Raw genomic sequence first — 25,749 nt, 5'->3', positions numbered from 1 at the left:
TCGAACCAGAAATTTCGTTACTATTGCTAAAGTAAAACCTGATGACCTCTAATCGTAACGGAGACCAATATGACTTCACAACTGAACTGGCAGGCCCCGGCTATCAATCGCAAAAAAGTAGGTGACATGACTGTGACCATGCTGAGTGATGGCTATCTGGACGTATCTTTTGAGCTGCTGTCTGGTATTGACGGCTCACGTGCCGAGGATTTACTGCAGAAGCGCGGTGTGCCAGCAGTACCCCGTATTAATATCAACGTCTACGTTATCCAGACGCCTGAGCGAACCATCCTGATTGACAGTGGTGCCGGAGGTATCAATGGCTGGGGCGGTCGGCTTCAGGTAGCCCTGGCCGCGGCAGGCATTGACCCGCTTCAGATTGATACCCTTCTCCTGACTCACGCGCATCCTGACCATATCGGCGGGCTTGCAGGCCCCCTGCAGACTCCCGTTTTCCGCAATGTTCAGCAGTTGTTTGTGCATGAGAAAGAACTCGCTTTCTGGCGTGATGAAACCATTTCCGCTGGCGCGCCTGACGCATTCAAGCCGTTCTTTGAAGTAGCAAGGAACGCCTTCAGCGCTTATGACGACAAACTGGTGCCATTCCGCGAGGAAGCGATTTTACCAGGTATTCAGACTGTACCGCTGTTCGGCCATACACCAGGACATACCGGTTATCTGCTGGGTGATGAAAAAGAGTCGCTGCTCATCTGGGGTGATATTGTTCACTTCCCGCACATTCAGGTTGCTCAGCCTGACGTTACTATCGCGTTCGACAGCGATCCTGCGGCGGCGGCGGCCATCCGTAGCAAAGTGCTTGACCGCGCAGCGAGCGATAACCTGGCTGTCAGTGGTATGCACTTCAACCTGCCTACTACCGGTAAGGTTATCCGTGAAGGTAACAGCTTCGCACTGAATTACGACCTGTGGTCACCCGCAGTCTGATCACCTTCCTTCCCGGTGCACACAATAGTGACCGGGAAGATCCCCTTTCATATCGCCCGACAAGAACCCACCTGCAATACTATGAATATCACTGCCTCACAAAAAAATGGCTCATTACTCTTGCGCCCTGGCTTTTTGTATTCCTCTGGAGTCAGGGTTTGTCGCAGCCAAATTTACCGTGCAGTACAGCGCGCCGTTTCATCTTTTATTCCTGCGTGGCGCATTTTCCTGTCTGGTCCTTCTGCTGCTTACACTGGGGTTCAGGGCCCGTTTTCCGTCCGGCAGAGGAATGGTTCGCAACCTGATTGTCGGACTTTTCCTGCAGAGCTTCTTTCTGGGCGGATGCTTTTATGCCATCCATCGTGGCATGCCGTCAGGCATTGTGGCGCTCATCACCGGCCTGCAGCCGGTACTGACTGCAATACTGGTTTCACTCATGCACCGTCAGTCCCTGCATCCCCGGAAATGGCTGGGTATTGCGATTGGCTTTGCGGGCGTTTTCCTGGTGCTCTCGCCAGGCCAGCATAGTTTTGCACTGGATCCTGTGGCTTTTGGGTCGGTCATGCTGGGGTTATTTGGCGTAACGATCGGAGCGCTTTATCAGCGCCGTGCTCAGGGAGATGGACATATCTTTGCGAACACGTTTTTACAGTACGTCACTTTGACAATATCGATGGGTGCAATTAGCCTGATGTTCGAATCTGCTCCGACGCAGTGGAGCTTATCATTTGCGCTGGGTCTGGGCTGGCTGGTTATTGGCGTATCGGTTCTGGCGATTATGTTGCTGATTTTTATGATACGAAGCGGTGAAGCAACCAAAGTCGCTACTTACTTTTACCTGGTTCCCATTCTCACGGCAGCTGAAGCGTGGTTGCTGTTTGGAGAGGCCATTACATTGCCCATGCTTGTGGGGTATGGCAATAACTATAATCGGCCTGATTTTTGTCATCCGGGAATAGACAACCGCACGCGTCGCTGTATGCTTTTGTATATGGCGACGTATAATAGCGGTCAAAGTCAAATTCCGGATGAATATGCAAACAGTCAGCTTTTCCGATTCTCCCGTTGATGATCTCCTCGCTGAGCTTCTTACCCTGGCACGCTCCCGTTTTCCACTTCCCTGCGATTGCCTTCGCGCAGAACAGACGCATCAGGTAAAGAAGTTCGAGGTGGAAGGTGCGACCCTTTCCTTCCCGCTGGAAGGAGAATTCCGGTATCGTGAAAATGAGAAATGGCACCGGGTGATCCCGGGCGAGATTATGGTCGTCCCGAATGCCCGTAGCATCGATATAGAATATGCCCCTTCAGAACAAAGTGGTGAGTTTGTTGCCCTGAGCGTGGTGCTCGCGGAGGAACAGCTTGAAGCAGCCAGGCTGTTACTTGCCGCACCACCACCACAGGACACCGGCAGCATCGCAGCCATTTCCGTATCAGCTCTTCTTTCACCCCTTAACCGCTGGACAGCCGCAATGCGGGAAGGGAAGCGTCCGCTTTCCCTGCACGCCATGGTTGAAGTGGTGCTCTGGCTTTATGGCATGGGATACCATGCTTTGCTGCGAGCCCGGCAGCCAAGTCTGGCCATGAAAATCCGTCAGATGGTAGCGGACAAACCGGCTCATCCCTGGAGTGCTGCTGAAATTGAAGATCTGACGGGACTCAGTGGCCCCACGCTTCGGCGCCACCTGGCCAGTGAGTCAACCAGCTTACGCTCAGTTATCGCCGATGCACGTATCGCGGAGGCTCTCCGCCTGCTGATGACATCGACGCTGCCGGTAAAAACGGTCGCGGGGCGGGTGGGTTACAATTCACTATCGAGCTTCAGCAAGCAGTTTTCTGAACGCTATGGAATCGAACCTTCAGGGTTCCGCTGACTTCAGTTCGTTCAAGGTACACATTGCGTCCCTCGCACTTCAGTAACTTGCGTGGATCTTTCGAATATAACGGAAGATATTGGCCGGCATTGCGTGTAACCGGTTCAGGAGTTCTCATCGTGACGGGAGAGCTAAATCGGTACGGCTGTTGTTCTCAGCTATAAGAACAACTGAGTATCTGACCAGCTGTCTGGTGCTGGCAGCAGCATGCAGTGCAATCGGTCAGGCTCAAAGGAACTGACCTGATGTCAGGTTATAATTTCGGACACATCATAACCCCAGAAGGAGACAACTGTGGTTCATGTTTTCATTATCGGTGGTGCAGGCAAAATCGGCCAGCGTCTGTGCAGGATCCTTTCAGGTAGGGGGCATGCTGTTCGTGCCCTCTACCGTAAGCCAGAGCAGCAGGCATTGCTAGGCGAGCTGGGTGCTGAGCCCGTCAGTGGGAGCCTGACAGAGCTGGATGCAGCTGCGCTGGCGATGCACTTTGCAGGTAGTGATACAGTGGTGTTTACTGCCGGTGCCGGCGGTAAGGGGGGACAGGAGATGACCAATGCGGTCGACGGCGAAGGGCTGAAAAAGTCGGTAGCTGCCGCCCTCAGTGCCGGTGTGTCTCGCTTTCTGCTCGTTTCTGCATTCCCGGAGTCCGCACGGGGAGAAAACCACTTCTGAATCATTCGAAAATTATATGCGTGTTAAAAAAATGGCCGATGTGGAACTAGCACAAAGCGAGCTTGACTGGGTGATCCTGCGCCCCGGCGCGCTGCAGGATAAGACTGGTACGGGTTATGTACGTGCCGGCCTGGCCATCCCGTATGGTAACGTGCCCCGTGATGACGTGGCGGCTACGCTGGCTGAACTCATTGAGCAACCTGCCGTCAGCCGCGTCATCATTGAGCTGACGTCTGGCGATGCTCCTGTCCGTGAAGCCATACAGAAGCTGGCGGGCCGATAAAAGGCCAGCGCACGTACCAGCAGGCTGCAGGCCCCCAGGCGTTTACAATAAACTTTCCAGCCAGTCGGTAAACGCCCGTACTTTTCGGGAGAGATGGCGGTGCGGATACAGAAGTTACAGTTTGCGATTCGGGGACGTATTATCTGGCAGAACCTCTACCAACAGCCCGCGATCGAGATAAGGCTGCAAAAAAATATTCATGCCCTGTAGTATTCCCAGCCCCGCCAGGCCTGCTGCAATGTAGGCTTCTGAGTTATCCACGACAAGCCTGCCTGGAAGTTCAATTTCGGTGGAGCCCTCTGACGTCCCGAATGTCCAGGGCATAACTTGTCTGTTGCTGCTGTTAATCCAGTTGACGGCCTGATGCTGCTGCAACTCGTCCATTGTTTCCGGGGTGCCGTGTTGATCAAGATACGCAGGACTGGCGCAGGTCGTCATTTTAACGGTTCCCACCTCCTTTGCGATATAGTCGCCATCGTCCAGCTCCCCCACCCTCAGTATGCAGTCCAGGCCATCATGCAGCATATTCCGTCGGCGGTCTGAGCTGCTCAGGATAATTTCAATTCCGGGATGCTGGCGATAAAAATCAGGCAGGTTGGGTATAACAAGTAAAGCCGCAAACGCGACAGGCATATCTATGAGCGAATAGCGGGCGTCAAAATGATAGCGACAGGAAAGTTCTGCCATATTAAACATAAACAACCCTTGGGCGCACCGCCGCAGGCGCCCTCAGCACGTTTCTGCGGGCCTCCCGCCTGTTTCCGGCACCTTTCAAACGCCCCTGATGATTTCTGCGCGTCTGCATGGCTATGCAGTGAGATCTGCTCTCCACCGATTAGTGCATGCAGATTTTGGAAACGTCCAATTCTGGCACGAAGCGGTCACCCCGGCGGGGTGCAGTCCGCTGTCAGCGAAAACGGACATTGAGCCAATCAAATAATCTGTGCCAGAATTTGTCATTGAGGCTAGTACTTTCGAGTAGATCTATTTCCCGCCCGTACTCTTAAACTCATCTATCTCATCCTTCTACGACTTATTACCGGGAATATAAAACCCCGCCGAAGCGGGTTTGGTAATTTGAGTTTTTCTCAGGCGGCCATCTTTCTGCATTGTTCGGCGCAGTGATGACAAGCGCTTGAGCAATCCTGACAATGGTCATGTTCATGCTTTCCACACTCGTCACCGCACTTCTGACAAACATCAGCGCAAAGACGGCAAAGATCCTGGGCAGACCCGCTATTTAGTGTCATGAATTGAGCTGCAAGACGGCAGATATTTGCACACTGCATATCCAGTTTTATGCACTCGCGCATCATCTCCAGATTCTCTTCGTCGAGACACGAAGCCGCACAGTTATCACATGCCGTTGCACATAGATAACAGGCTTCGATGCATTTTTTGTATTCGTCTAACATAATTTCTCCTTAGCTAAGGTTACGTATTAAGCATGGAAGAGATAACTGATTATTCAAATTTTGAATTAGTTAATTACCTTTTCAGCATTTCATATCATTGATTCAAAGTGCATCTCTAGGGTTACCTAATTCACCTATGTCTACTTCTGGCACAATGCAGAAATGAGATAGATTTACTTTATCCGCTTCTCGCTCAAAGCTGTCCGTAATCCCTTGCCTGCTTAAAAAAACCGGATTAACGTGTGATGTTTTTACGTTTTCCAGGCAGCCTTCATCGGTAAGTACCTGTCTTACAGACTTCAATGCACTTAGTTAAGAAACATCCTAATCGTCCTTTCGCCGATCGCGAGATCTGTTATGGCAGCTAAACTCGATTGATACCCCAATCCGCGGGGCAGCATTTCCTTTCCGCACGCAAGAAGGAGAAGATCATGAAAGCAGTAATTTACAACGGTCCTTATGATGTAAAAGTAAAAGACGTACCGGATGCGAAAATTGTCCGCCCCACGGATGTACTCGTCCGCATCACCACCACCAACATTTGTGGGTCGGACTTGCACATGTATGAGGGCCGGACCAGCTTTGAACAGGGACGGATTCTGGGTCACGAAAACCTGGGTGAAGTGGTCGAAATTGGCTCAGGCGTTGAACGTATTAAGGTGGGCGACTATGTTTGTCTGCCGTTTAACGTGGGATGTGGTTTTTGCGAAAACTGTGAAAAAGGTCTGACTGGCTTTTGTCTCACTACCAATCCGGGTACGGCAGGCGCAGCTTATGGTTTTGCTGAAATGGGTCCCTGGGAGGGAGGTCAGGCGGAACTTCTTCGGGTGCCATTTGCCGACTTTAACTGCCTTGTTCTTCCCCCTGATGCGGCAGAAAAAGAAGATGATTATGTGATGCTCTCTGACATTTTTCCTACCGGCTGGCATGCAACAGAACTTGCCGGATTGAAGCCTGGTGAAAGCGTGGCCATTTATGGCGCGGGGCCGGTCGGTTTGATGGCAGCTCATTCGGCGATCATTAAAGGTGCTTCACAGGTGTTTGTGGTTGATACGCACACAGACCGGTTGGCTCTGGCTGAAAAAAATGGGGGCGACGGGCATCAATGCTACTGGCGATGAAGCTGTACAAAAAATTCTCGACCTGACGGATGGACGCGGTACGGATTGTGGCTGCGAATGTGTTGGCTATCAGTGCTGTAACAAACATGGCCATGAAGATAACTCTGTTACCATGAACAGTCTTGTTGCGTCGACGAAAGCAACCGGGGGAATTGGTGTGGTTGGCGTCTTTATTCCTCAGGATCCGGGGGCTGAATCGGAGCTTGCCAGAGAGGGTAAGATGCCATTTGATTTTGGGAGTTTCTGGTTTAAAGGACAGGCAATCCGTACCGGCCAGGCGAACGTTAAGGCCTATAACCGTCAGCTGTCTCGCCTCATCCATCACGATAAAGCCAGTCCGGGCAAAATAATTTCTCATCGTCTTTCGCTTGAAGAGGCTCCTGCCGGATATAAGCACTTCGATGAGCGGGATGAAGGATGGACGAAGGTTATCCTTAAGCCTTAAATAGAGTTATCCGGTATGAGAAAGCAAAAACCGGGAAAGAATGTATGACTTTTGACAGGGTGCAATAAAATATCCTGTCAGGGCGTTATTATTCATACTTTCAGCTGCCAGGCGCTTCCATATCCAGACTTGTTCCCTGATTTTGCCGACGAGATAGCAAAATTAATACATTCAGGAGGAGGCATCTGCGGTTGATCTGTTCCGTATTTATTAACGCCCTGTGCTGTAAGTATTGTCTGCCTCTACCACATAGCAGACATGTGCGCAGGAACGGTCCGCTATGAGCGAAAAGCGGACTTCCGGTCCTTGCGCAAACTCCCGTTCCGAGAAGTTGCAGTTCACAAATCACCTGTTAAAGAAGGTATGGTAGCCCACAGCATTAATTTTGCTTCCATCTTCAGTCAGACTGGCCGGTACCGGCTTCCGATAAGTTTCGTCGGCTGAGGCCCGCTAAAGTAGAGAGGTCAAAAAATAACCTTGACGTACAATAATTTTCGATATCCAAACTGACCCCTAATTAGGTGGACACCTGATGACTGACTTAAAATTTCTATCACGCCAGCGTTACACATCCGCAGTCGCATCTTGCGGGGTTCAGCGGGGTGTTGCAGGCGGACGTGCACGTGCGGACGCCCTCTGACACCACGACCGAAGCGCTGTGCCGTATCGGCGAGCTGTATGGCATCGAGGCGGGCATCCGGGGCAAAAGCGCGGCGGAACGGCTGGCCATTCGGCAGGAAAAAGCGGTACCGCTGCTGACCGCGCTGGAGGGCTGGCTGCGTGAAAAGCAGAAAACGCTGTCACGGCACTCGGAGCTGTCGAAGGCGTTCGCGTACGCGCTGAACCAGTGGGATGCGCTGAAATTATACCTGCGGGAGATTACTGATACAGAACACGCCGGGAATGTGCCGCCATTGACGCAATGACGACACAGCCCTTTTTAACCGTTCCGTGAGAGTTCCCTGGCAATATACTGTGCGGTACGGCTTTCTTTGACCTGCGATACCTGTTCGGGAGTTCCTGCGGCAACCAGGCGTCCTCCCTCATGTCCCGCTCCAGGACCGATGTCGATAACCTGGTCTGCCTGAGTAACCGCCCGCATATCGTGTTCAATCATTATCACCGTATTTTCTGCATCAACAAGCCGCTGCAGCTGCACAAGGAGGCGGTCGGCGTCTGAAGCATGCAGGCCGGTTGTCGGTTCATCTAGGATATACAACGTGTGGCCACGTTGGCTACGTTGTAGTTCGGTTGCCAGCTTGATCCTTTGCGCCTCCCCTCCGGATAACTCGGTTGCTGGTTGTCCCAGACGCAGGTAGCCCAGACCAATTTCACTCAGCAGACGGAGGGGACGAGCCACTGGTTCTTCAGTCGCAAAGAACTGACTGGCTTCATCCACCGTCATATGCAGGACCTCCGCGATATTTTTGTCCTGCCAGCAGATCCTGAGAGTATCCCGGTTATACCGCGCGCCATGGCAGGTCGGGCACGGTGCATACACGCTCGGCATAAACAACAGCTCCACGCTGACGAATCCTTCACCTTCACAGGTTGCACAGCGGCCTTTTGCCACATTGAAAGAGAATTGACCCGCATCGTAATGATGGAGTTTGGCGTCAGTCGTTCCGGCAAAGAGCTTACGAACAGGATCAAACAACCCGGTATATGTCGCCAGGTTTGAACGGGGGGTCCTGCCTATCGGTTTCTGGTCAACCTGAACCAGACGCTTTACCAGTCCGGTATCACCGGTCAGGGTACCGTACGTTTTCTCCGTTACGGATGGCCCCTCAGCGTCGCTGGCTTCGGAAAGCACGTCTTCTGGCTCACCGCCAAGTGAAGAAAGCACCAGTTCCGGTAAGGCCTGGGCAATCAGACTGGATTTACCGGAGCCAGAGACTCCCGTCACGGCTGTCAGCACACCCAGAGGAATATCAACATCGATCCACTTAAGATTGTGGCGATGGATCCCCTGCAGTTTCAGCCACCCGGATGGGATACGGGCAAAAGATTGTGGTGGCCGGACTTCATCAAATAAATAACGCGCGGTACGAGATTGGGTGACGGCTTTCAGATCTTCAGGAATACCACTGTAGAGAACATGTCCTCCCTGTTCACCAGCCGACGGTCCCACATCAACAAGCCATTGCGCCCGTCGCATCAGGTTAAGATCATGTTCAACGACAAACACCGAGTTGCCGGCATCACGAAGGTTCTCAAGCGCATCGTAAAGCGCTTTACTGTCTGAGGGGTGCAGACCCGCAGACGGTTCATCAAGAACATAGACCACACCAAACAGCATCGAACTGAGTTGCGTGGCAAGACGCAGTCGCTGAAGCTCTCCTGCAGATAGAGTTGGGGTTGCTCTGTCCAGCGTAAGATAACCCAGCCCCAGCTTCTGCAACTGATACAACCGGGCCATGACACCACCGGTCAGCCGTTGTGCCGCCAGTCGTTTCTCTTCCGATAACGCCGATGTCCGGCAGACATCGGCGTTATCGGAATGGACCGCTTTTCCGGATGCAGCACGCTCTGTCAGATCCCGACGGGTGATATCCCTGTCGGCATCTGCGCCGGCGTGGTGGGCACTGAAATCCCCCCGGGAGATTGGAAGGAGCAATTCCGCCAGCTGGTCTAAGGGCATCTGCATAAATTCACCAATGTCCACACCGGCAAAGGTGACGGACAATGATTCTGACTTCAGTCTTTTCCCGTGACAGACCGGACACAGCTTGCCTTCCATAAAACGGGAGACTCGTTTTCTCATCAACGCGCTTTGCGTGCTGGCGAAGGTATGTAGCACATAACGACGTGCCCCGGTGAAGGTCCCCATATAACCCGGCGTCATTTTTTTCCTGACGGCTTCGCGCGTATCTTCCGGACTCAGTCCCGGGAAAACCGGTACAGTGGGGGTGTCTTCGGTAAAAAGGATCCACTGACGGTCTTCCGCTGGCAGATTTTTCCAGGGAGTGTCGATGTCATACCCCAGCGTCACCAGAATATCCCGCAGATTCTGTCCGTGCCAGGCCGGGGGCCAGGAAGCAATAGCCTTTTCACGGATACTAAGTGAGGGATCGGGCACCATCAGTGTTTCAGTTACCTCATAGATATGGCCCAGACCATGGCAAGAAGGGCATGCCCCCTGCGGCGTGTTGGGAGAAAAATCCTCGGCATACAGCATCGGTTGTCCGGCAGGATAAGCGCCCGCCCGTGAGTACATCATTCGCACCAGACTGGATAAGGTGGTCACGCTGCCGACAGAGGAGCGCGCGTTACTGGCACCGCGTTGTTGCTGAAGCGCAACGGCTGGCGGCAGTCCGTCAATGGCATCCACATCCGGAACCCCGACCTGATCAATGAGGCGACGAGCGTAGGGGGCAACCGATTCAAAGTAGCGCCGTTGCGCCTCAGCATAAATGGTGCCAAAGGCCAGTGAAGACTTACCCGAGCCTGACACACCCGAAAAAACAACCAATGCGTTGCGCGGAATGGAAACATCCACCTCTTTAAGGTTGTTCTCGCGAGCACCGCGAATCACAACTGAATTGTTGTCGTCAGTCAGGATGGGATGATAACCGAAAAGTTTCTTTGCCATAGAATTTCCTGTGCTAGGTGTGTCCGCTCTTAATAAGGCCACCTCTTGTGACGGTATCTGGTGTGCCGGACCGCTCGATCAGAAAGCCCGTCGAAAAAAGCGTTTGTGTGACTGGAAACAGATTGCTGAAGCTGGGCCCGGTGGTACCATGTGGGACACCGCTGAAGTTTCAGCGGTACCCTGCGGATCCGCCTTCTGTATGAGAACTGGCTGGCGGCGTACCCGGGACCGGAGATTTGGCTCCCGTGATAATGCGGGCTCCCCGGTACGCGACGCTGTGGTTCCAGACCCAGCTGATGGCGACACTCAGGCGGTTTCGGGTACCAATTAAAAAATACAGATGAATAATGCACGTGATTTCATATGTCATTTCCTTTCATTACAGTTTTAGACCCCATCAGACATCTGCCTGGCAGAGTTAACGGAGATAGGAGCGGACTATCGAAATGGTGTCGTCGATTGACCTCTTCTGCGACTCATTTCGTTTGCCCGTATCGGGGAATTCCTCCCGAAGATAGCTTTCCAGAACAACCGCCATCAGGTCGTTAACGGCTCCCTGGACTGACCCCGCCCCGGTAGACGATCCTGCCCTATAGTTTGAGTATAGGAGGAGCGTATGGGCACACCACGATTTACACCTGAATTTAAGGAAGAAGCCGTCCGTCAGATAACGGAACGCGGTTATTCCGTCGCCTAAGTATCTGAGCGTCTGGGCGTCTCTGCACACCGCCTCTACAAGTGGCTACGGGCTATCAAACCTGATAACAGCGAGCAGCATGCCCGGGATTTACTGGAAGCTAAAAGCGAGATCCTGAAACTCCGGGCGCAGCTAAAACGCACCGAAGAAGAACGGGATATCCTGAAAAAGGCCGCGCGGTACTTTGCAAAGGAGCCCGACTGAAGTACCGCTTTATCAATGAGCACCGAACTGTATGGGGTGTGATGACGATGTGTCGGGTACTGAATGTCGCCCGGGCCGGGTTCTATGCGTGGCTGCATAACCCTGTCTCGGCGCGTGATAAAGATAACCAGCGCCTGCTGATGCTTATCCGCGACTCATATTCCCTGAGCGGAGGCGTATACGGTTACCGGCGGGTTCATGGCGATCTGAACGAAATCGGGGAAACCTGTGGTAGAAACCGGGTGGGTCGGATCATGCAACTGGACCGGATTAAAGCTGTGCGCGGCTATAAAGCGCCACGTCGTATCGCTGGCAGGCCTTCAGTCGTTGCTCCTAATCTCGTGCAGCGGCAGTTCACCGTTGTCCGGGCCACCCAGGTCTGGGTCACCGATATTACTTATATCCGCACCTGGCAGGGCTGGCTGTATCTGGCGGTGGTTATCGATCTCTTCGCCCGTAATGTGGTCGGCTGGTCGATGAAACCCACTCTCTCACGCGAACTGGCGCTCGACGCGCTGATGATGGCGGTCTGGCGCCGAAAACCAGACAGCGAGGTTATCGTACATAGCGATCAGGGCAGCCAGTACGGCAGTGACGACTGGCAGCGCTTCTACCGGGCCAATAACCTGGCGCCGAGCATGAGCCGGCGTGGCAACTGCTGGGATAATGCGGTGGCCGAATCGTTCTTCAGTTCGCTGAAAAAAGAACGGATCAGAAAACGCATATATAAAACCAGGGATCTGGCCCGGGCGGATCTTCGATTACATTGAAGTCTTCTATAACCGGTCCCGGCGCCACAGCCACCTCGGCGACGTCAGTCCGGAGGCCTTCGAACAGGCCTCGTCGTGAGGACAGGATTTGTCTACAGGCGTGGGGTCAGTCCAAACTATAGGGCAGGATCGTCTACCGGGGCGGGGTCAGTCCATCAACGGCTCGGAAGTGTCTAGATTATCCGTGGCGATTCAGTTACAGTACATCTCAGGTCTGCAGGGTTCAGGCCCTGTTCAGGCCTGAAAATTAAGCACATTTTCTGAGGCTGGAAATCAACTCATGCTGACAGCCTGAGCCTGTTGGCATGGTAAGCAATGTGCTCACCAATAAAGCTGGAAATGAAATAATAGCTGTGGTCGTATCCAGTATGATATCGGAACGACGCATTGAGGTTCATCTCATTGCATACTCTCTCAAGGATTTTGGTGCGCAGTTGCTCTTCATAAAAGGCGTCACTCAGCCCCTGATCAATGAAGATTTCTGGTAATTTTTCACCCTGTAAAATGAGGCTGACTGGATCGTAGGCTTCCCACGTTTTTCTGTTTTCACCCAGGTAAGCGCTAAATGCCTGTTGCCCCCATGGCACCTGAGAAGGCGATACTATCGGGGAAAATGCTGATACGCTCACATATTCACCAGGATTTCGCAGAGCCAGCACCAGAGCACCCAGCCCTCCCATAGAATGACCGGATATAGATTTTCTTGCCGTTGCAGGAAAATGATTCATGACGACATCCGGAAGCTCTCTGAGAATATAGTCATACATCCTGTAATGAACATTCCACGGCTGTTCCGTCGCGTTCAGATAAAAACCGGCCCCCTGGCCAAGATCGTAACTGTCGGCATCCGGGACATTATTACCCCGGGGACTGGTATCCGGGACAACAACGATGACGTTATGCCGGGCTGCATAATGCTGCATACCTGATTTGGTGATGAAATTCTGCTCAGTACAGGTCAGGCCCGACAACCAGTATAGTACCGGCAGTTTTTCTGTTACTGCTTTGGGAGGAAGATACACACCGAAATTCATTTCACAATTAAGGGATTGTGAATAATGCCGGTACACGTTTTGCCAGCCGCCAGAGCTGGCATGCTGCTCAATGAGTTCCATCAGCCGTTATCTCATGGTTATTTCCCCTGACCGAAGCCAGGGGAAGTATCTTTAAATCCGGACGTCAGATAAACGTATACGCCGTGATTTTGTTACCCGCCGGATCCCGCAGGTAGGCAGCATAGGCCCCGGGAAGGTGACCACGCGGGCCAGGTTGACCTTCATCAGCTCCACCGGCGGCAAGGCCGGCAGCATGGAAAGCATCAACCTCTTCCGGGGTGGCAGCAGCGAAGCCGACAGTCACCCCGTTAGCGGAAGGTGCTTCACCGTTGCCCGGACGGGCAATGATAAATGCCGGCTTTTCGCGGCCATAGAGTACCCAGCCGTTGCCAAACGGGCCGAGGTTATTGATACCAAGCGTGCCCAGGACGACATCGTAAAATGCGGAGGATTTCTCGACATCGGCTGCGCCAATGAACACATGAGAAAAGATGCCGTCACCAGAAATTACCGGAGTTGTCATTTTCCACTTCCTTCAGTTTGAGTTGATTAAAATTCTGATGGGATCAGTAATGAATCACTGTCCGGATAGATTTGCCTTCATGCATAAGCTCGAAGGCGTCATTGATTTCATCCAGTGTCATCGTATGGGTTACAAATGGCTCAAGGTCAATATCCCCCTTCATGGCATCCTCGACCATACCGGGGAGCTGAGTGCGGCCTTTTACTCCGCCAAACGCGGAACCTTTCCATACGCGCCCGGTGACCAGCTGGAAAGGACGGGTGGAAATCTCCTGTCCGGCCCCTGCGACACCAATGACAACGGACTGCCCCCACCCACGGTGAGCACTTTCCAGCGCTGCACGCATGACGTTAACGTTACCGATACATTCAAAGGTATGGTCAATACCCCACTTGTTGATATCCAGCAGAACATCTTTAATCGGTTTGTCATAATCATTCGGGTTAATGCAGTCAGTGGCCCCGAACTGACGGGCCAGGTCAAATTTTGTCGGATTAGTATCGATAGCGATAATACGTCCCGCTTTTGCCTGACGGGCCCCCTGTACCGCAGCCAGACCAATTGCCCCCAGACCAAAAATGGCAACTGAATCGCCCGGCTGCACTTTAGCCGTGTTATGGACGGCGCCAATACCGGTAGTCACGCCACAACCCAACAGGCAGACGTGTTCATGGTTCGCCTCCGGGTTAATTTTTGCCAGAGAAACCTCGGCCACAACGGTGTATTCACTGAATGTGGAACATCCCATGTAGTGGTAAAGAGGCTGACCGTTGTATGAAAAGCGAGTGGTCCCGTCAGGCATCAGTCCTTTGCCCTGAGTCTCGCGAACCGATACACAGAGGTTCGTTTTACCGGACTGGCAGAATTCACACTCCCCGCATTCAGCGGTGTAGAGCGGAATAACATGGTCACCCGGCTTCACACTGGTGACGCCTTCACCAACTTCAACGACGATACCGGCTCCCTCGTGGCCGAGAACCACCGGGAAAACGCCCTCAGGGTCATTCCCTGAGAGGGTAAAGGCATCGGTATGGCAGACACCTGTGTGGGTGTTTTTAATCAGCACCTCGCCTTTTTTAGGCGGAGCAACATCAATTTCAACAATCTCCAGGGGCTTCCCTGGTGCAAATGCAACAGCGGCACGTGATTTCATACGTAATATATCCTCAATGTAATAATGGCCTCACCTATTTAAGATAGGCACGAACCAGCTCAATCGTATCGTCAACTGATTTACTGACTTCATGACTGTAGCTGTCATTCTGGTCAAAGGTTTCCCGTATGTGGCTCTCCAGCACCTCTGCCATCAGTCCGTTAGCGGCGCCCCGGACGGCGGCGATTTGCTGGAGAACGGAACGGCATTCAGCGCCACTTTCAAGTGCTCTTTCCAGAGCATCAATCTGACCCCGGATACGGCGAACCCGGGTTAGGACCTTTTTTTTCTCTTCAGGAGTACTGGGCATTGCTTACCTCACTGCTCTGTATTTCTTATACTATAGGGGAGTATTACATTAAGATCAACACATACCCCACTATAGTATAATAAATATATCAGAGCACCGGTAATGACTCCAACTTACTGATAGTGTTTTATGTTCAGATAATGCCCGATGACTTTGTCATGCAGCTCCACCGATTTTGAGAACGACAGTGACTTCCTGCCCAGCCTTGCCAGATGCTGCCTCAGATTCAGGTTATGCCGCTCAATGCGCTGCGTATATCGCTTGCTGATAACGTGCAGTTCTCCCTTCAGGCGTGATTCATAAAGCGGCCAGCCATCCGTCATCCATACCACGACCTCAAAGGCCGACAGCAGGCCCAGAAGACGCTCCAGCGTGACCAACGTGCGTTCACCGAATACGTGCGCCACAACCGTCCTCCGTATCCTGTCATACGCGTAAAACAACCAGCGCTGGCGTGATTTAGCGCCGACGTAACCCCACTGTTCGTCCATTTCCGCGCAAACAATGACGTCACTGCCCGGTTGTATGCGTGAGTTTACCGACTGCGGCCTGAGTTTTTTAAGTGTCGTAAAATCGTGTTGAGGCCAACGCCCATAATGCGTGCACTGGCGCGACATCCGACGCCATTCATGGCCATATCAATAATTTTCTGGTGTGTACCGGGCTGAGAGACGGTGTAAGTGAACTGTAGCTGCCATGTTTTACGGCAGTGAGAGCAGAGATAGCGCTGATGTCCGGCAGTACTTTTACCGTTACGCACCACGCCTTCAGTAGCTGAACAGGAGGGACAGCTGATAGAAACAGAAGCCACTGGAGCACCTCAAAAACACCATCATACACTAAATCAGTAAGTTGGCACCATTACCCGAATTACCAGCGTCTGCTCTTGGCACGGAGCGGACCTATTTACTGAGCCGAAGGTCCGCTCAGACTAACTCATTAAAGCCTGGTTGTTTTATCGCATCATCAGCCGTGTTCTGAAGCATTAGCTATGTATCTTCAGGGATGCTGATTTTCCCTCTGCACCAGATAAACCAGAATACAGTTTGATGTCGGTCAAAAAAGACAGCTTTAAGTGCATGAAATGAATAATGTTTCTTGAATGCTGGCAAAGCACTGGGATAGTAGTGTTGATTATTAGACGATCGGTCAATATTATTTATTGACGACTTAATGACTGAACGGTAAACGCCCGGACAAACGAGGTGAACGTGTTTAAATCTTTATTAATCAACAAAACAGATGGACGCTATAGTGCGCAACTTGCTGAAATCGCTGAAAGTGAACTACCGCAGGGGGATGTGGAGGTCAATGTTGACTATTCATCCATCAACTACAAAGACGCACTGGCCATTACGGGCCGGGGCCCAATCGTCCGACGCTTTCCCATGGTGCCCGGCATTGATTTTACCGGTACAGTGTCCGCCAGTTCACATCCCGAATATCAGGCCGGAGATAAGGTTCTCCTGACCGGCTGGGGTGTTGGGGAAAAACACTGGGGCGGACTATCCGAAAAAGCACGGGTAAATGGAGACTGGCTGACGCCGCTCCCGGCTGGCGCTAACGGCAAACACGTAATGGCAATCGGAACAGCTGGGTTTACCGCGATGCTGTGCGTAGACGCACTTCTGAATCATGGTATTAAGCCTGAAGATGGTCCGGTACTTGTTACCGGTGCCAGCGGCGGCGTCGGGAGCATTGCGGCCATGATCCTTGCATCAATGGGGTACCGCGTTACGGCGTCTACTGGACGCCCGGAAGAGGCTGCCTGGCTCTATAAAACGGTCGGTGTGGACGAGATTATTAACCGTTCCGAGCTCTCCTGTCCCGGAAAACCGTTACAGAAAGAACGCTGGGCTGCCGCCATTGATACAGTCGGTAGCCATACGCTCTGCAATGTATGCGCCGGGGTGCGTTATGGCAGTATTGTTGCAGCCTGCGGCATGGCACAGGGGATGGAACTAATGGGGAATGTGGCTCCGTTTATCCTGCGTGGCGTCACGCTGAAAGGGATTGACAGTGTCATGTTCGCGAAGGAAAAAAGAGCGGCGATCTGGCAGCAGGCGGTACAGTATTTACCGGAGTCCAGACTGGATAGCCTGACCACCGTTTATCCGCTGAGTGATGCCATCAATGTGGCCGAAAAACTTCTGAGTGGCGGAATTCGTGGCCGGGCAGTAATTCAGTGTAGCTAATGAAGTGGAAGCCAGGCTCAGCCTGGGTTTGATAATTATTATCAGGGGCTGCGGCCCCTTTTTTACTTTTCAACAGCCGTGTCCTTAGAGGGCTGATAGCGTACTGACTTTTTGAAATAGCTCCAGAAGTCGTACACAGGCTGGGTTGAGCAATAAAGTTTGGCACGCATTACGGCACCCTCCCAACTGCTCCAGAAAATGGCCGCCAGTTGCGTATTATTCATATCGGAACGGATTTCGCCCGAAGATAACGCGTCGGACAGACAGCACGCCACAAGCGCCTGCCAGCGCTCAAGTATTTCGTGGAGCTGTTTGATAAAGGACAGTGGAAGACCCGGACTCTCCTGCATCATATTGCCAACCAGACAGCCCCGGGTGAAATTGTACTTTTTAATGCCGTCGCAGGCATCGTCGATGAAATTTTCCAGACGCATCATTGGTGTGAAGGATGATTCATACAGATGTTTTTGGAGTTTATGCACAAAGAAACTGTCATAGGCGCTCAGAACAGTCTGGGCATACTCTTCTTTGCTCTTGAAATAGTAATAAAATGAGCCTTTAGGAACACTGGCATTTTTGACAATGGCATCGACTCCCGTTGAAAGAAAACCATTCTGCGTGAGCAGTTCAAGCCCGCTTCGGATCAGGTCATTACGGGTATCTGTATAGGTACTCTCTGTTTTTCGTGGCCTGCCTCGCCCACGAATTTCGCCAGTCATGACTTTGCTCCTGCATTTTATTAACGGAAAAGAATAAGTGATTTTGCGCGGAGGCTTCAATCAGTTTATCCCCGGCGGTGACGAGGTGGCCACCTATGCCGACTGGACAGGGGACTGACTATTGCCATAACGCCATCGCAGGTTGCTTCAGTAAACCTGCTAATCCCGTACAATGGCGAATTCGCTATATCCGCTTCTCGCACTTAGCTGCCATAAATCGGCCAGGCAATCACAGGTCATTTCTGTCTCGCAAAGAAGGTGCCGTTTCTGCTTTGCGTTGACACCCCTAAATATTAGAATTAAAAGGAGAGAGTTACTGGAAAAAGGCAGCGGAGGCAGTGACAATCGTGGCTTGAAGCCACTACTCGATGGATGCGGACATGTAGTTGGCGTCATTCGACAAAACTAGCAAACTTCTAATAGTCACCATTTCTCCCGTCTGGCGGGAGTGCTGTCAAATGCCCCCCTCATCTCTGTGTGGGAAATGAAGGGTGAAGGGGAAATAGATGACAGCGTTATTTCTACGCCCAGAATACTGAATACCTTGTACAGACGATCAATACTGGCGCTAGCAGGGTTTGCTTCCAGGCGGGCATAGGTTTGCTGCGTTACGCCAAGCCTCTCAGACACATCTTTTTGCGTGAAGCCCTTGATTTTGCGAAACCCGATTAGCACAGGTCTGAGCTGGTTCAGCGTTTTTATCGGGAACTGATTATTCATAAGTGACCTGCCTCGCAGACTGAGTAGGGAGTACCGCCCTGTAATACAGCAGGTAAGGTGTATTTTGTGTTATACAGACTATAGGCTGTAAAACCTTTATTGAAAAGATGCTGATGTTCCAGGGGCATGCCGAGCATGGACGATTTTCTGCGGGGCGGTATTTCGCTACGGGGGAGATTGCGTTCGGGCAATGTACCGGTGTAAAAAACGTCAATTTTTCAAAACCGCTGTTATCGGGATAAGCTGAAAACTCCGAAGGCAGACACAGCCACGAATAATGTCAGACTTAAACTCTGTAGCTGTCTTCTTTTGCCTGTAAATAACGTCTAGTTTGACTCTGATGAAGGCTGTACCAGGCAGAGAACATGTCACTCTCGGGGCCGGATGATAAAATGTGTTCAACTGGCTGGGCAGGGTAATAGCGAAGAACGTTCTCTGAAATTCGATTCAGCTCAGCGTAACGTGCGCTGTAGGTATGTATAATCCATTGCATCAATTTTGCATCCGTATTATTCGCAGATTACACACAAGAAGCTTAACAATGGCTGAAAGAGTGAGCAGGGATATGTAACAAAAACAAGGGCTTCAAGATGAACTGGATAAAACCGGAGCAGAGCAAGCCCTGTTCCGGTTTGTCAGGCTTTGGAATTTCTTCCAGGCCCCTGCAGCTAGTCACAACAAACACATTAATGTTTTCATTGCTTCAATTCAATATTATTGTGTGAAAGGGATTCCATCGAAATCGGCTTATGCATGCTTAAAACTAAACTGCCCCGGCTGCAGTCATTTGGTTGCTGTGGGCTCTGTACTGTGTCTAATAGTGAAAGAATCTTACGTTATAACGAAGGAAATTGCTGAATGACTCTACGATTGCAGACGGAATCACCCGCTGACCAGGATATGTTTAGAGGCAGCAGTCATGAAAAAGTTGCAGAGAATGTGGCTCAGATCATCAGGACACCTGATGTCAATATTATTGGTCTGGAAGGTGAGCTGGGTTCAGGTAAGTCAACAATATTGAAGTTCCTGCAGAAAAAGCTTAAAGATGATTTTACGTTCATTAACTTTGATGCAGAACGTTACCATCATGGCTCAACTAAAAAAGCGCTTATCGATGTCATCCACCACGGGGTCAGCCTACAATGTCCGGGCTCCCGGGATGTGTTGGATAAGTATAAAAATCTGGCTCTGGGTAACATCGTTGAATACGACAAGAGGGTCAGCAGCAGGCTAAGCTGGTTGACCGTCGTTTTTATTTTACTGTCATTGCTTTCCGTGCAGATGCTTCGTTATGTGCTAACAGACCTTAATCAATATTTTACTAACAATGATCTTACCCACGAAAAGTGGACACACGACTAAGTGAGTAAACTCTTAACCAGAGGTGACTCATGACAAAACCAGCATCAACCAGTAAGAAGCCCCGCAAACAGTACACGCCTGAATTCCGCAACGAAGCCCTGAAGCTTGCGGAACGTATCGGTGTTGCTGCCGCTGCCCGGGAACTCAGCCTGTACGAATCCCAGCTCTACGCATGGCGCAGTAAGATTAACAATGCCCGCAGCTCTTCCGAACGTGAGCAGGAAATGTCCGTTGAAATTGCCCGTCTTAAGCGCCAACTGGCGGAACAGGCAGAGGAGCTGGCCATTCTCCAAAAGGCCGCGACATACTTCGCGAAGCGCCTGAAATGAAGTATGTCTTTATTGAAAAACATCGGGCTGAGTTCAGCGTCAAAGCCATATGCCGGGTACTGCGGGTCGCCCGTAGCGGCTGGTATGCGTGGCGTCTGCGTCGTCAGCAGATAACACCACGTCAGCAGTTCCGGCTCGTCTGTGATACTGCTGTCCGTCAGGCATTCACTGAGGCAAAACAGCGTTATGGTGCGCCTCGTCTCGCTGACGAACTGCCTGAGTACAACGTCAAAACCATTGCCGCCAGCCTGCGGCGTCAGGGGCTTCGCGCAAAAGCGGCCCGGAAGTTCAGCCCGGTCCGATACCGCGAACATGGCCTGCCGGTGTCTGAAAATCTGCTGAAACAGGATTTTTACGCGAGTGGCCCGAATCAGAAGTGGGCGGGTGACATCACGTACTTGCGCACGGACGAAGGCTGGTTGTACCTGGCGGTGGTCATTGACCTGTGGTCCCGTGCTGTCATCGGCTGGTCGATGTCGTCGCGGATGACAGCGCAGCTGGCCTGCGATGCGCTACAGATGGCACTCTGGCGACGTAAGCGCCCGGAAAATGTCATCGTGCATACGGACAGAGGCGGGCAGTACTGTTCGGCAGACTATCTGGCGTTACTGAAGCGGCATAATCTGCACGGTAGCATGAGTGCCAAAGGATGTTGTTACGACAATGCCTGCGCGGAAAGCTTCTTCCACTCGCTGAAGGTGGAATGTATCCACGGGGAACGCCTTATCAGCCGGGAAATCATGCGGATGACGGTGTTTAATTATATCGAGTGTGATTACAATCGGTGGCGCCGACACAGTGCCTGTGGCGGACTCAGTCCCGAACAATTTGAAAACCAGAACCTCGCTTAGGGCCGTGTCCACATTACGTGGGTAGGATCACAAGGAGTCATTATTAGGGTGGCTTTTTTATGTTGAGGTGGCCGCGTTTCTTTCTCCTGCCATTATGGTCGCAGGACTGGCATGCCTGCAGAACATGGAATGGTACAGAAAGAAAGGGTATTCGAGTATTGGTGATTTGTTCAAACGCAACAGTACTGACAGGATTGAAGAGACTTGGCTAGTTAATAAGGAGGTCGGAGCTATTGAGCTGGCTGAAGCTCTGCAGGGATTTACCTCCAAAGAGGTCATTTCCCATGGAGATCGCTTCATCCTTATCATTGATAATCTGGACCGAATCAGTGCAGACAAAGTGAAAGAGCTCTGGAGTGATATGGAGCTTATTGCCGGAGCCACTCATGAACACTTCAGGATAGTGGTGCCCTATTCGGCAAGACAGGTTTCAGCCTCACTTTCTGTGGCGGGTTTCAGCGGGCGTGAGTTTATTGCAAAGCGGATTCCTGTAAGTTTTCAGGTTCCTCCTCTTATTTCGGCAGGATGGCAGGAAGCGTTAAGGCAGTACTGGAAAGAAACAGTAAATGAGGATGCAGGGATAGCGTGCCGGGAAGCAACGGTGTTGCTTGAGCGCTGGAAACCCTCTGAGTATCCTCGTATCACACCGCGATTAATGAAGAAGTTTGTTAATGATATTCATATTCTGAACCTTACCGTTCCTGCAACAGAAGATCATCGCCATATTCTTATTGCTCTCTACTTACTGGTGGTCAGATACGGGGAGCGAGATATTAAAGTATTACTTCGCGATCCCAAAGCTAGTCAGACCGAACCCGGTATTGCTCCGGATGATTTTGACGAGATGCTCTCGCTAACTTATCAACAAATATCCCGAATTTTTAATAACGATACAGAAAGATGGAGCGAATTTCTGATGAGCATCCACTATCAGTCCACGGTGGAGCTTGCCAGGAGCGAGTTGCTTGATACGCCTCTTAAAGACGCGATTGGTGCTATAAATATCCCACGGCTTGAAGAACTGACGGCCTTGTGGGGTTTCGCTGAAGCATGGCAGCGAGTGGCACCACATATTCAGATGCGAGACTGGCTGGTTTCTTATAGCCGGATGGATGAGAAGTGTCAGGCTCTCGCCGAACCGCAACTCAAAGTCGCAGTGCAAATGCTGAATCAGAGTTATGCTGTTTCACTCAGAGAAAAGAATGATGAAGGTTTCGTATTGAGTCTGCAGAAACTGATGGCTGACGGGCGGATAAGCCTAGAGCCTTTCGTCGAAAGGCAAATATCGTTTATTGTGAGTAAACTTGATGAAATTCAGGATTCAGAAAAATTGGAGGCTGAATCCACGCAGACGTTGCTGCAGGAAGCTGATTCATACTCTGTTCTGGCCGGTGAATCACTACTGAATAAAATGGAGAATTTTGTAGATGGCGTATTTTATGTGGAATACCTTGTCAATAATGAAGAGACCTTGTCAAACCTGAAAATTGGCACACTAGATATCGGAAATCACGGTCGGGAGGAGATGTTACGCTATGGAGCTGAGCAACCTCAGATAGACCTTTTTAATCCGGGAATTATCCGGCATATCAATATTGCATCGAAGGCGGTACAGAACGTAATTGGAAAGAATGATGGTACAGGTGGGGCTCAGGTTAGCTCTGCAATAATGACGCTTAAAAATCGTCAGGTTGTTGAGGACGTTATCCATTTCAGAAAAATTGTTCTGAGCCCGGACTGGAATAATAATGTTTTAAATCAATATTATCTTAATAATACGGCGACGAGGAATCTCTTCCCTGCGGAATTTGCTGCACAGGCTGTTGCTCACATGGTGCTCCATGGTAACTATGCCGGTATCGAGTCGTACAGTGAACATATTGGTGAGGAACGGTTTGACCTGGCTTTGGCTGCATATCTTCGTTATCTACGTACTGCCGAGAGTATCTTTATAGCACTTAAGGATAAAAATGTTCTGCCGTACATCAAAAATGCTGTTGGCAGGATTGTTGATTTAGGTCTTCTGGTGAATATACCTGTCCTGAGCTTTGTTAAAGGTCAGTATGACGTCATCAAAGAAGCTACAAATGCAACCTCTCTTTTAATATTTGTGCGAGAGCGTCAAAAAGCACTGTCAGAGAAAATAATTGAGTCTGATGTGAATGCTATGGGTCCAGTATTACTCCATGACGTATATCAGTCAGGTGAGCAGTTTGATATTTTGAAGAAAAAGCTGAACGCCCTGGCATGTGGAGTATTTAGTTCTTCTGAAAGGCTTATTGAGTGTTTTACGGTTCTTCCTGTGAACATGCGCTTTATCCTTGAACAAATGCAACTTCAGGGGCAGCATATCCGGATGGAAGGTAGTGTGGGTATCTTTGCATCATGGTTCCGTGATGCAGAGCCAGACGTTGTCACAAATGCCGAGAACATTCATTTCCTGTGGTCTTGCCTCGACGATACCCAGAGAGAGACTGTACTTGATGAGTTGCACGATGTCTTACTTGAAAGACATATTCGTATTGACAGCCGTATTGCGATTATTACCCGTTTTCATAATGAGTTGTCGTTTATTGAACCTGAGAAGGCCGTTGAACGCAGGGCTATTGCGGCGCTGTTTAGCGCTTCTGTTGATAATGTATTATTGTCTCAATGGCTTGACCGTCAGACGTTTTCATTTTCATCATGGTCTCCGGAGGACGCCCGTACGGCAACGAGTTGTATAATGAATAACTCGGAGATTTTTCCTCTCATCTGCAGGAATTCACAGTATATTAAAAACAGAATGTTACCAGAGAAAGCGGACGTTACAGAAGATAGTGATACGTTTCCGGACTGAGTTCGTTCTTTAAATCCTATACCTGAAGACCACAGCGGTGGTCTTTGGGAGTTTTTTTATTGCCTGATATACATTAAGCATGTTATATCTTGCTAAGAAATAATCATTCAGGGATTAATCATAACTACTGAAGTTATGTTGTGTTCTTTTCTTTTAAAAATAAATTATTCAGATTTATTTTCTATTGATTTAATGAGGTAGGGAATGACAGAAAGTGCTTTGCTTTTGCGAGAGGCATTTAATGAATCGGTTAACTATATGACATGGTCTTTTTATTCACTGATAACTGCTTACGTTTCGATGGCTTTTTATGATAGAGTTGAGGTTAAGACCCGAATAAATAATTATCTGAATAAGTTACTTTTCGTGATTGCTATGTCCGTTTTTATCCCAAATATGTACTTTGTTTCAATGGTGTTCAGTCAGAAGTTAGGCACCGCAGCTGGCGTTGCGTCATTCATTATTGGGCTACTTTTCATGATGTTAAACTCGGCGCCTGTAATTACTGGTATCGTACAGCAGCGCAAAGATTGAGTTTTATGAGTATAGTCAGTTGGGTTTTCATCTGTTTTATCAGACTTAGAAAAATGAAATCTTTCAATTCATTGATTTTAAACGCAAAAAAATTTCTAAATGATCAGAATTATAGGGTGCTCGCTCTGCTCCATCACCGAGCACGAAGGCCGTATTATCCAGAGCCGTTCCGAAGAGTCGATTGTTAACGAGATCGAGGCTATTCGCGACACGGTTCCGGGCTTTACCGGCGTGATCTCCGATCTGGGTGGCCCGACGGCCAACATGTATATGCTGCGCTGTAAGTCGCCGCGTGCGGAGCAGACCTGCCGTCGTCTCTCCTGTGTCTATCCGAGCATTTGCGAGCACATGGACACCAACCACGAGCCGACGATCAACCTCTATCGCCGCGCCCGCGACCTGAAGGGCATCAAGAAGATCCTTATCGCTTCCGGCGTGCGTTACGATATCGCCGTGGAAGATCCGCGCTACATCAAAGAGCTGGCGACCCACCACGTGGGCGGCTACCTGAAGATTGCCCCTGAGCATACTGAAGAAGGCCCGCTGTCGAAGATGATGAAGCCGGGGATGGGCAGCTACGACCGCTTCAAAGAGCTGTTCGATACCTACTCCAAACAGGCCGGGAAAGAGCAGTATCTGATCCCGTACTTCATCTCCGCGCACCCGGGTACGCGTGATGAGGACATGGTGAACCTGGCCCTGTGGCTGAAGCAGCGCCGCTTCCGTCTGGATCAGGTGCAGAACTTCTACCCGTCACCGCTGGCGAACTCGACCACCATGTATTACACCGGCAAGAACCCGCTGAGTAAGATTGGTTACAAGAGTGAAGATGTGGTGGTGCCGAAGGGAGACAAACAGCGTCGCCTGCATAAAGCCCTGCTGCGCTACCACGATCCGGCTAACTGGCCGCTGATCCGCCAGGCGCTGGAAGAGATGGGTAAAAAGCACCTGATCGGCTCGCGTCGTGATTGCCTGGTACCTGCCCCGACGCTGGATGAGATGCGCGAAGCGCGTCGCCAGAACCGCAATACGCGCCCGGCGCTGACCAAGCATACGCCGATTGTGCACCAGCGTTCGAACGCGGGCGCGACGGCGAAAAAAAATGTAAAACGTAAGATCGGTTAAAGCTGTAAAAATGCCCGGT

Annotated in this window: 19 protein-coding genes and 5 pseudogenes; 14 read left to right on the top strand and 10 right to left on the bottom strand. The window is 50.9% G+C overall.

Annotated elements, in window-relative coordinates:
- Window positions 1–69 precede the first annotated feature (69 nt).
- The 4 genes and pseudogenes from G7090_RS19795 to G7090_RS19780 all read left to right on the top strand — a co-directional run bounded on the left by G7090_RS19795 (window position 70) and on the right by G7090_RS19780 (window position 3,771).
- Window positions 70–945: an MBL fold metallo-hydrolase gene (locus tag G7090_RS19795; RefSeq protein WP_017384065.1), complete on the top strand. Its 876-nt coding sequence runs from the start codon at window positions 70–72 to the stop codon at window positions 943–945.
- A gap of 106 nt (window positions 946–1,051) precedes the next feature.
- Window positions 1,052–2,014, top strand: coding sequence for a DMT family transporter (locus tag G7090_RS19790; RefSeq protein WP_242685341.1), 963 nt, complete (start codon window positions 1,052–1,054; stop codon window positions 2,012–2,014).
- A complete protein-coding gene (locus G7090_RS19785) occupies window positions 1,980–2,816 on the top strand; it encodes a helix-turn-helix transcriptional regulator (RefSeq protein WP_023279881.1) in 837 nt (278 codons plus the stop codon). Before G7090_RS19790 ends, G7090_RS19785 begins: the two co-directional genes overlap by 35 nt.
- Window positions 2,817–3,110: 294 nt before the next feature.
- A pseudogene (locus G7090_RS19780) lies at window positions 3,111–3,771 on the top strand (SDR family oxidoreductase).
- Window positions 3,772–3,813: 42 nt separating this feature from the next.
- Here the strand turns inward: G7090_RS19780 and G7090_RS19775 are convergent.
- Window positions 3,814–4,410: pseudogene (locus tag G7090_RS19775) on the bottom strand (LysR substrate-binding domain-containing protein); the annotation flags it as partial.
- Between the two features lie 449 nt (window positions 4,411–4,859).
- A complete protein-coding gene (locus tag G7090_RS19770; protein ID WP_022649401.1) occupies window positions 4,860–5,186 on the bottom strand; it encodes a four-helix bundle copper-binding protein in 327 nt (108 codons plus the stop codon).
- Between the two features lie 431 nt (window positions 5,187–5,617).
- Here G7090_RS19770 and G7090_RS23850 point away from each other — a divergent pair, with 431 nt between their 5' ends.
- From G7090_RS23850 to G7090_RS19760, 3 genes and pseudogenes are all read left to right on the top strand, one after another.
- Window positions 5,618–6,307 carry an alcohol dehydrogenase catalytic domain-containing protein gene (locus tag G7090_RS23850; protein ID WP_242685340.1) on the top strand — a complete coding sequence of 230 codons (690 nt, stop codon included), beginning with the start codon at window positions 5,618–5,620 and terminating at the stop codon, window positions 6,305–6,307.
- Window positions 6,273–6,752, top strand: coding sequence for a hypothetical protein (locus G7090_RS23845; protein WP_242685339.1), 480 nt, complete (start codon window positions 6,273–6,275; stop codon window positions 6,750–6,752). Before G7090_RS23850 ends, G7090_RS23845 begins: the two co-directional genes overlap by 35 nt.
- A 569-nt stretch (window positions 6,753–7,321) precedes the next feature.
- Window positions 7,322–7,621: pseudogene (locus tag G7090_RS19760) on the top strand (transposase); the annotation flags it as partial.
- Window positions 7,622–7,692: 71 nt separating this feature from the next.
- On the opposite strand, the gene G7090_RS19755 reads toward G7090_RS19760, so the two are convergent.
- On the bottom strand, window positions 7,693–10,344 hold the full coding sequence (locus tag G7090_RS19755) for an excinuclease ABC subunit UvrA (RefSeq protein WP_012561117.1): 2,652 nt from the start codon (window positions 10,342–10,344) through the stop codon (window positions 7,693–7,695).
- A gap of 616 nt (window positions 10,345–10,960) precedes the next feature.
- On the opposite strand from G7090_RS19755, the pseudogene G7090_RS19745 reads away from it, so the two are divergent.
- Window positions 10,961–12,094, top strand: a pseudogene (locus G7090_RS19745) (IS3 family transposase).
- A 199-nt stretch (window positions 12,095–12,293) separates the two neighbouring features.
- On the opposite strand, the gene fghA reads toward G7090_RS19745, so the two are convergent.
- The 5 genes from fghA to G7090_RS19720 all read right to left on the bottom strand — a co-directional run bounded on the left by fghA (window position 12,294) and on the right by G7090_RS19720 (window position 15,867).
- Complete coding sequence (gene fghA, locus G7090_RS19740) at window positions 12,294–13,130, bottom strand: S-formylglutathione hydrolase (protein ID WP_012561110.1); 837 nt, start codon at window positions 13,128–13,130, stop codon at window positions 12,294–12,296.
- A 64-nt stretch (window positions 13,131–13,194) separates the two neighbouring features.
- Complete coding sequence (locus G7090_RS19735; RefSeq protein ID WP_012561111.1) at window positions 13,195–13,593, bottom strand: VOC family protein; 399 nt, start codon at window positions 13,591–13,593, stop codon at window positions 13,195–13,197.
- A gap of 43 nt (window positions 13,594–13,636) precedes the next feature.
- Window positions 13,637–14,746: an S-(hydroxymethyl)glutathione dehydrogenase gene (gene frmA / locus G7090_RS19730; protein WP_017384070.1), complete on the bottom strand. Its 1,110-nt coding sequence runs from the start codon at window positions 14,744–14,746 to the stop codon at window positions 13,637–13,639.
- Between the two features lie 34 nt (window positions 14,747–14,780).
- Complete coding sequence (gene frmR, locus G7090_RS19725; RefSeq protein WP_017384071.1) at window positions 14,781–15,056, bottom strand: formaldehyde-responsive transcriptional repressor FrmR; 276 nt, start codon at window positions 15,054–15,056, stop codon at window positions 14,781–14,783.
- Window positions 15,057–15,169: 113 nt separating this feature from the next.
- Window positions 15,170–15,867, bottom strand: a protein-coding gene (locus G7090_RS19720; RefSeq protein WP_223195083.1) for an IS1 family transposase whose coding sequence is annotated in 2 segments (ribosomal slippage) — window positions 15,170–15,618 and window positions 15,618–15,867 — 699 coding nt in all. Because the reading frame shifts where the segments join, the coding sequence is not laid out codon by codon here.
- A 400-nt stretch (window positions 15,868–16,267) separates the two neighbouring features.
- Here G7090_RS19720 and G7090_RS19715 point away from each other — a divergent pair.
- On the top strand, window positions 16,268–17,251 hold the full coding sequence (locus tag G7090_RS19715) for an MDR family oxidoreductase (protein WP_023280857.1): 984 nt from the start codon (window positions 16,268–16,270) through the stop codon (window positions 17,249–17,251).
- Window positions 17,252–17,313: 62 nt separating this feature from the next.
- On the opposite strand, the gene G7090_RS19710 is transcribed toward G7090_RS19715, so the two are convergent.
- Both G7090_RS19710 and G7090_RS19705 read right to left on the bottom strand, forming a co-directional pair.
- Window positions 17,314–17,970, bottom strand: a complete 657-nt coding sequence (locus G7090_RS19710; RefSeq protein WP_023280966.1) for a TetR/AcrR family transcriptional regulator — start codon at window positions 17,968–17,970, stop codon at window positions 17,314–17,316.
- Window positions 17,971–18,393: 423 nt separating this feature from the next.
- Window positions 18,394–18,690, bottom strand: coding sequence for a helix-turn-helix transcriptional regulator (locus G7090_RS19705; protein ID WP_017384073.1), 297 nt, complete (start codon window positions 18,688–18,690; stop codon window positions 18,394–18,396).
- Between the two features lie 858 nt (window positions 18,691–19,548).
- On the opposite strand from G7090_RS19705, the gene G7090_RS19700 reads away from it, so the two are divergent.
- From G7090_RS19700 to G7090_RS19680, 5 genes and pseudogenes are all read left to right on the top strand, one after another.
- Window positions 19,549–20,052, top strand: coding sequence for a P-loop NTPase fold protein (locus tag G7090_RS19700; RefSeq protein ID WP_166184013.1), 504 nt, complete (start codon window positions 19,549–19,551; stop codon window positions 20,050–20,052).
- A gap of 29 nt (window positions 20,053–20,081) precedes the next feature.
- Window positions 20,082–21,232 (top strand): IS3 family transposase gene (locus G7090_RS19695; RefSeq protein WP_087855188.1). Its coding sequence is split into 2 segments (ribosomal slippage): window positions 20,082–20,340 and window positions 20,340–21,232, totalling 1,152 coding nucleotides; the frame shifts between segments, so codons are not numbered across the junction.
- Between the two features lie 124 nt (window positions 21,233–21,356).
- A complete protein-coding gene (locus G7090_RS19690; RefSeq protein WP_166184011.1) occupies window positions 21,357–24,071 on the top strand; it encodes a P-loop NTPase fold protein in 2,715 nt (904 codons plus the stop codon).
- 204 nt (window positions 24,072–24,275) lie between these two features.
- Complete coding sequence (locus G7090_RS19685) at window positions 24,276–24,605, top strand: hypothetical protein (protein ID WP_000140246.1); 330 nt, start codon at window positions 24,276–24,278, stop codon at window positions 24,603–24,605.
- Between the two features lie 114 nt (window positions 24,606–24,719).
- Window positions 24,720–25,730 (top strand): annotated as a pseudogene (locus tag G7090_RS19680) (DUF3362 domain-containing protein); the annotation flags it as partial.
- Window positions 25,731–25,749: the final 19 nt, after the last annotated feature.

Source organism: Leclercia sp. 29361, assembly GCF_011290365.1.
In the GTDB taxonomy this organism is placed as follows: domain Bacteria; phylum Pseudomonadota; class Gammaproteobacteria; order Enterobacterales; family Enterobacteriaceae; genus Enterobacter; species Enterobacter tamurae.
This window is presented reverse-complemented; position numbering and strand designations above follow the sequence as displayed.

Bases quoted from the DNA above. Each gene is read 5' to 3' on its own strand.
- fghA (WP_012561110.1), bottom strand. From the start codon at position 13,130: ATGGAACTCATTGAGCAGCATGCCAGCTCTGGCGGCTGGCAAAACGTG.
- G7090_RS23850 (WP_242685340.1), top strand. From the start codon at position 5,618: ATGAAAGCAGTAATTTACAACGGTCCTTATGATGTAAAAGTAAAAGAC.
- G7090_RS19770 (WP_022649401.1), bottom strand. From the start codon at position 5,186: ATGTTAGACGAATACAAAAAATGCATCGAAGCCTGTTATCTATGTGCA.
- G7090_RS19795 (WP_017384065.1), top strand. From the start codon at position 70: ATGACTTCACAACTGAACTGGCAGGCCCCGGCTATCAATCGCAAAAAA.
- G7090_RS19735 (WP_012561111.1), bottom strand. From the start codon at position 13,593: ATGACAACTCCGGTAATTTCTGGTGACGGCATCTTTTCTCATGTGTTC.
- G7090_RS19700 (WP_166184013.1), top strand. From the start codon at position 19,549: ATGACTCTACGATTGCAGACGGAATCACCCGCTGACCAGGATATGTTT.
- frmA (WP_017384070.1), bottom strand. From the start codon at position 14,746: ATGAAATCACGTGCCGCTGTTGCATTTGCACCAGGGAAGCCCCTGGAG.
- G7090_RS19790 (WP_242685341.1), top strand. From the start codon at position 1,052: ATGGCTCATTACTCTTGCGCCCTGGCTTTTTGTATTCCTCTGGAGTCA.
- G7090_RS19685 (WP_000140246.1), top strand. From the start codon at position 24,276: ATGACAGAAAGTGCTTTGCTTTTGCGAGAGGCATTTAATGAATCGGTT.
- G7090_RS19785 (WP_023279881.1), top strand. From the start codon at position 1,980: ATGCAAACAGTCAGCTTTTCCGATTCTCCCGTTGATGATCTCCTCGCT.
- G7090_RS19755 (WP_012561117.1), bottom strand. From the start codon at position 10,344: ATGGCAAAGAAACTTTTCGGTTATCATCCCATCCTGACTGACGACAAC.
- G7090_RS19690 (WP_166184011.1), top strand. From the start codon at position 21,357: ATGGAATGGTACAGAAAGAAAGGGTATTCGAGTATTGGTGATTTGTTC.
- G7090_RS19705 (WP_017384073.1), bottom strand. From the start codon at position 18,690: ATGAATAATCAGTTCCCGATAAAAACGCTGAACCAGCTCAGACCTGTG.
- G7090_RS19710 (WP_023280966.1), bottom strand. From the start codon at position 17,970: ATGACTGGCGAAATTCGTGGGCGAGGCAGGCCACGAAAAACAGAGAGT.
- G7090_RS23845 (WP_242685339.1), top strand. From the start codon at position 6,273: ATGGGGGCGACGGGCATCAATGCTACTGGCGATGAAGCTGTACAAAAA.
- frmR (WP_017384071.1), bottom strand. From the start codon at position 15,056: ATGCCCAGTACTCCTGAAGAGAAAAAAAAGGTCCTAACCCGGGTTCGC.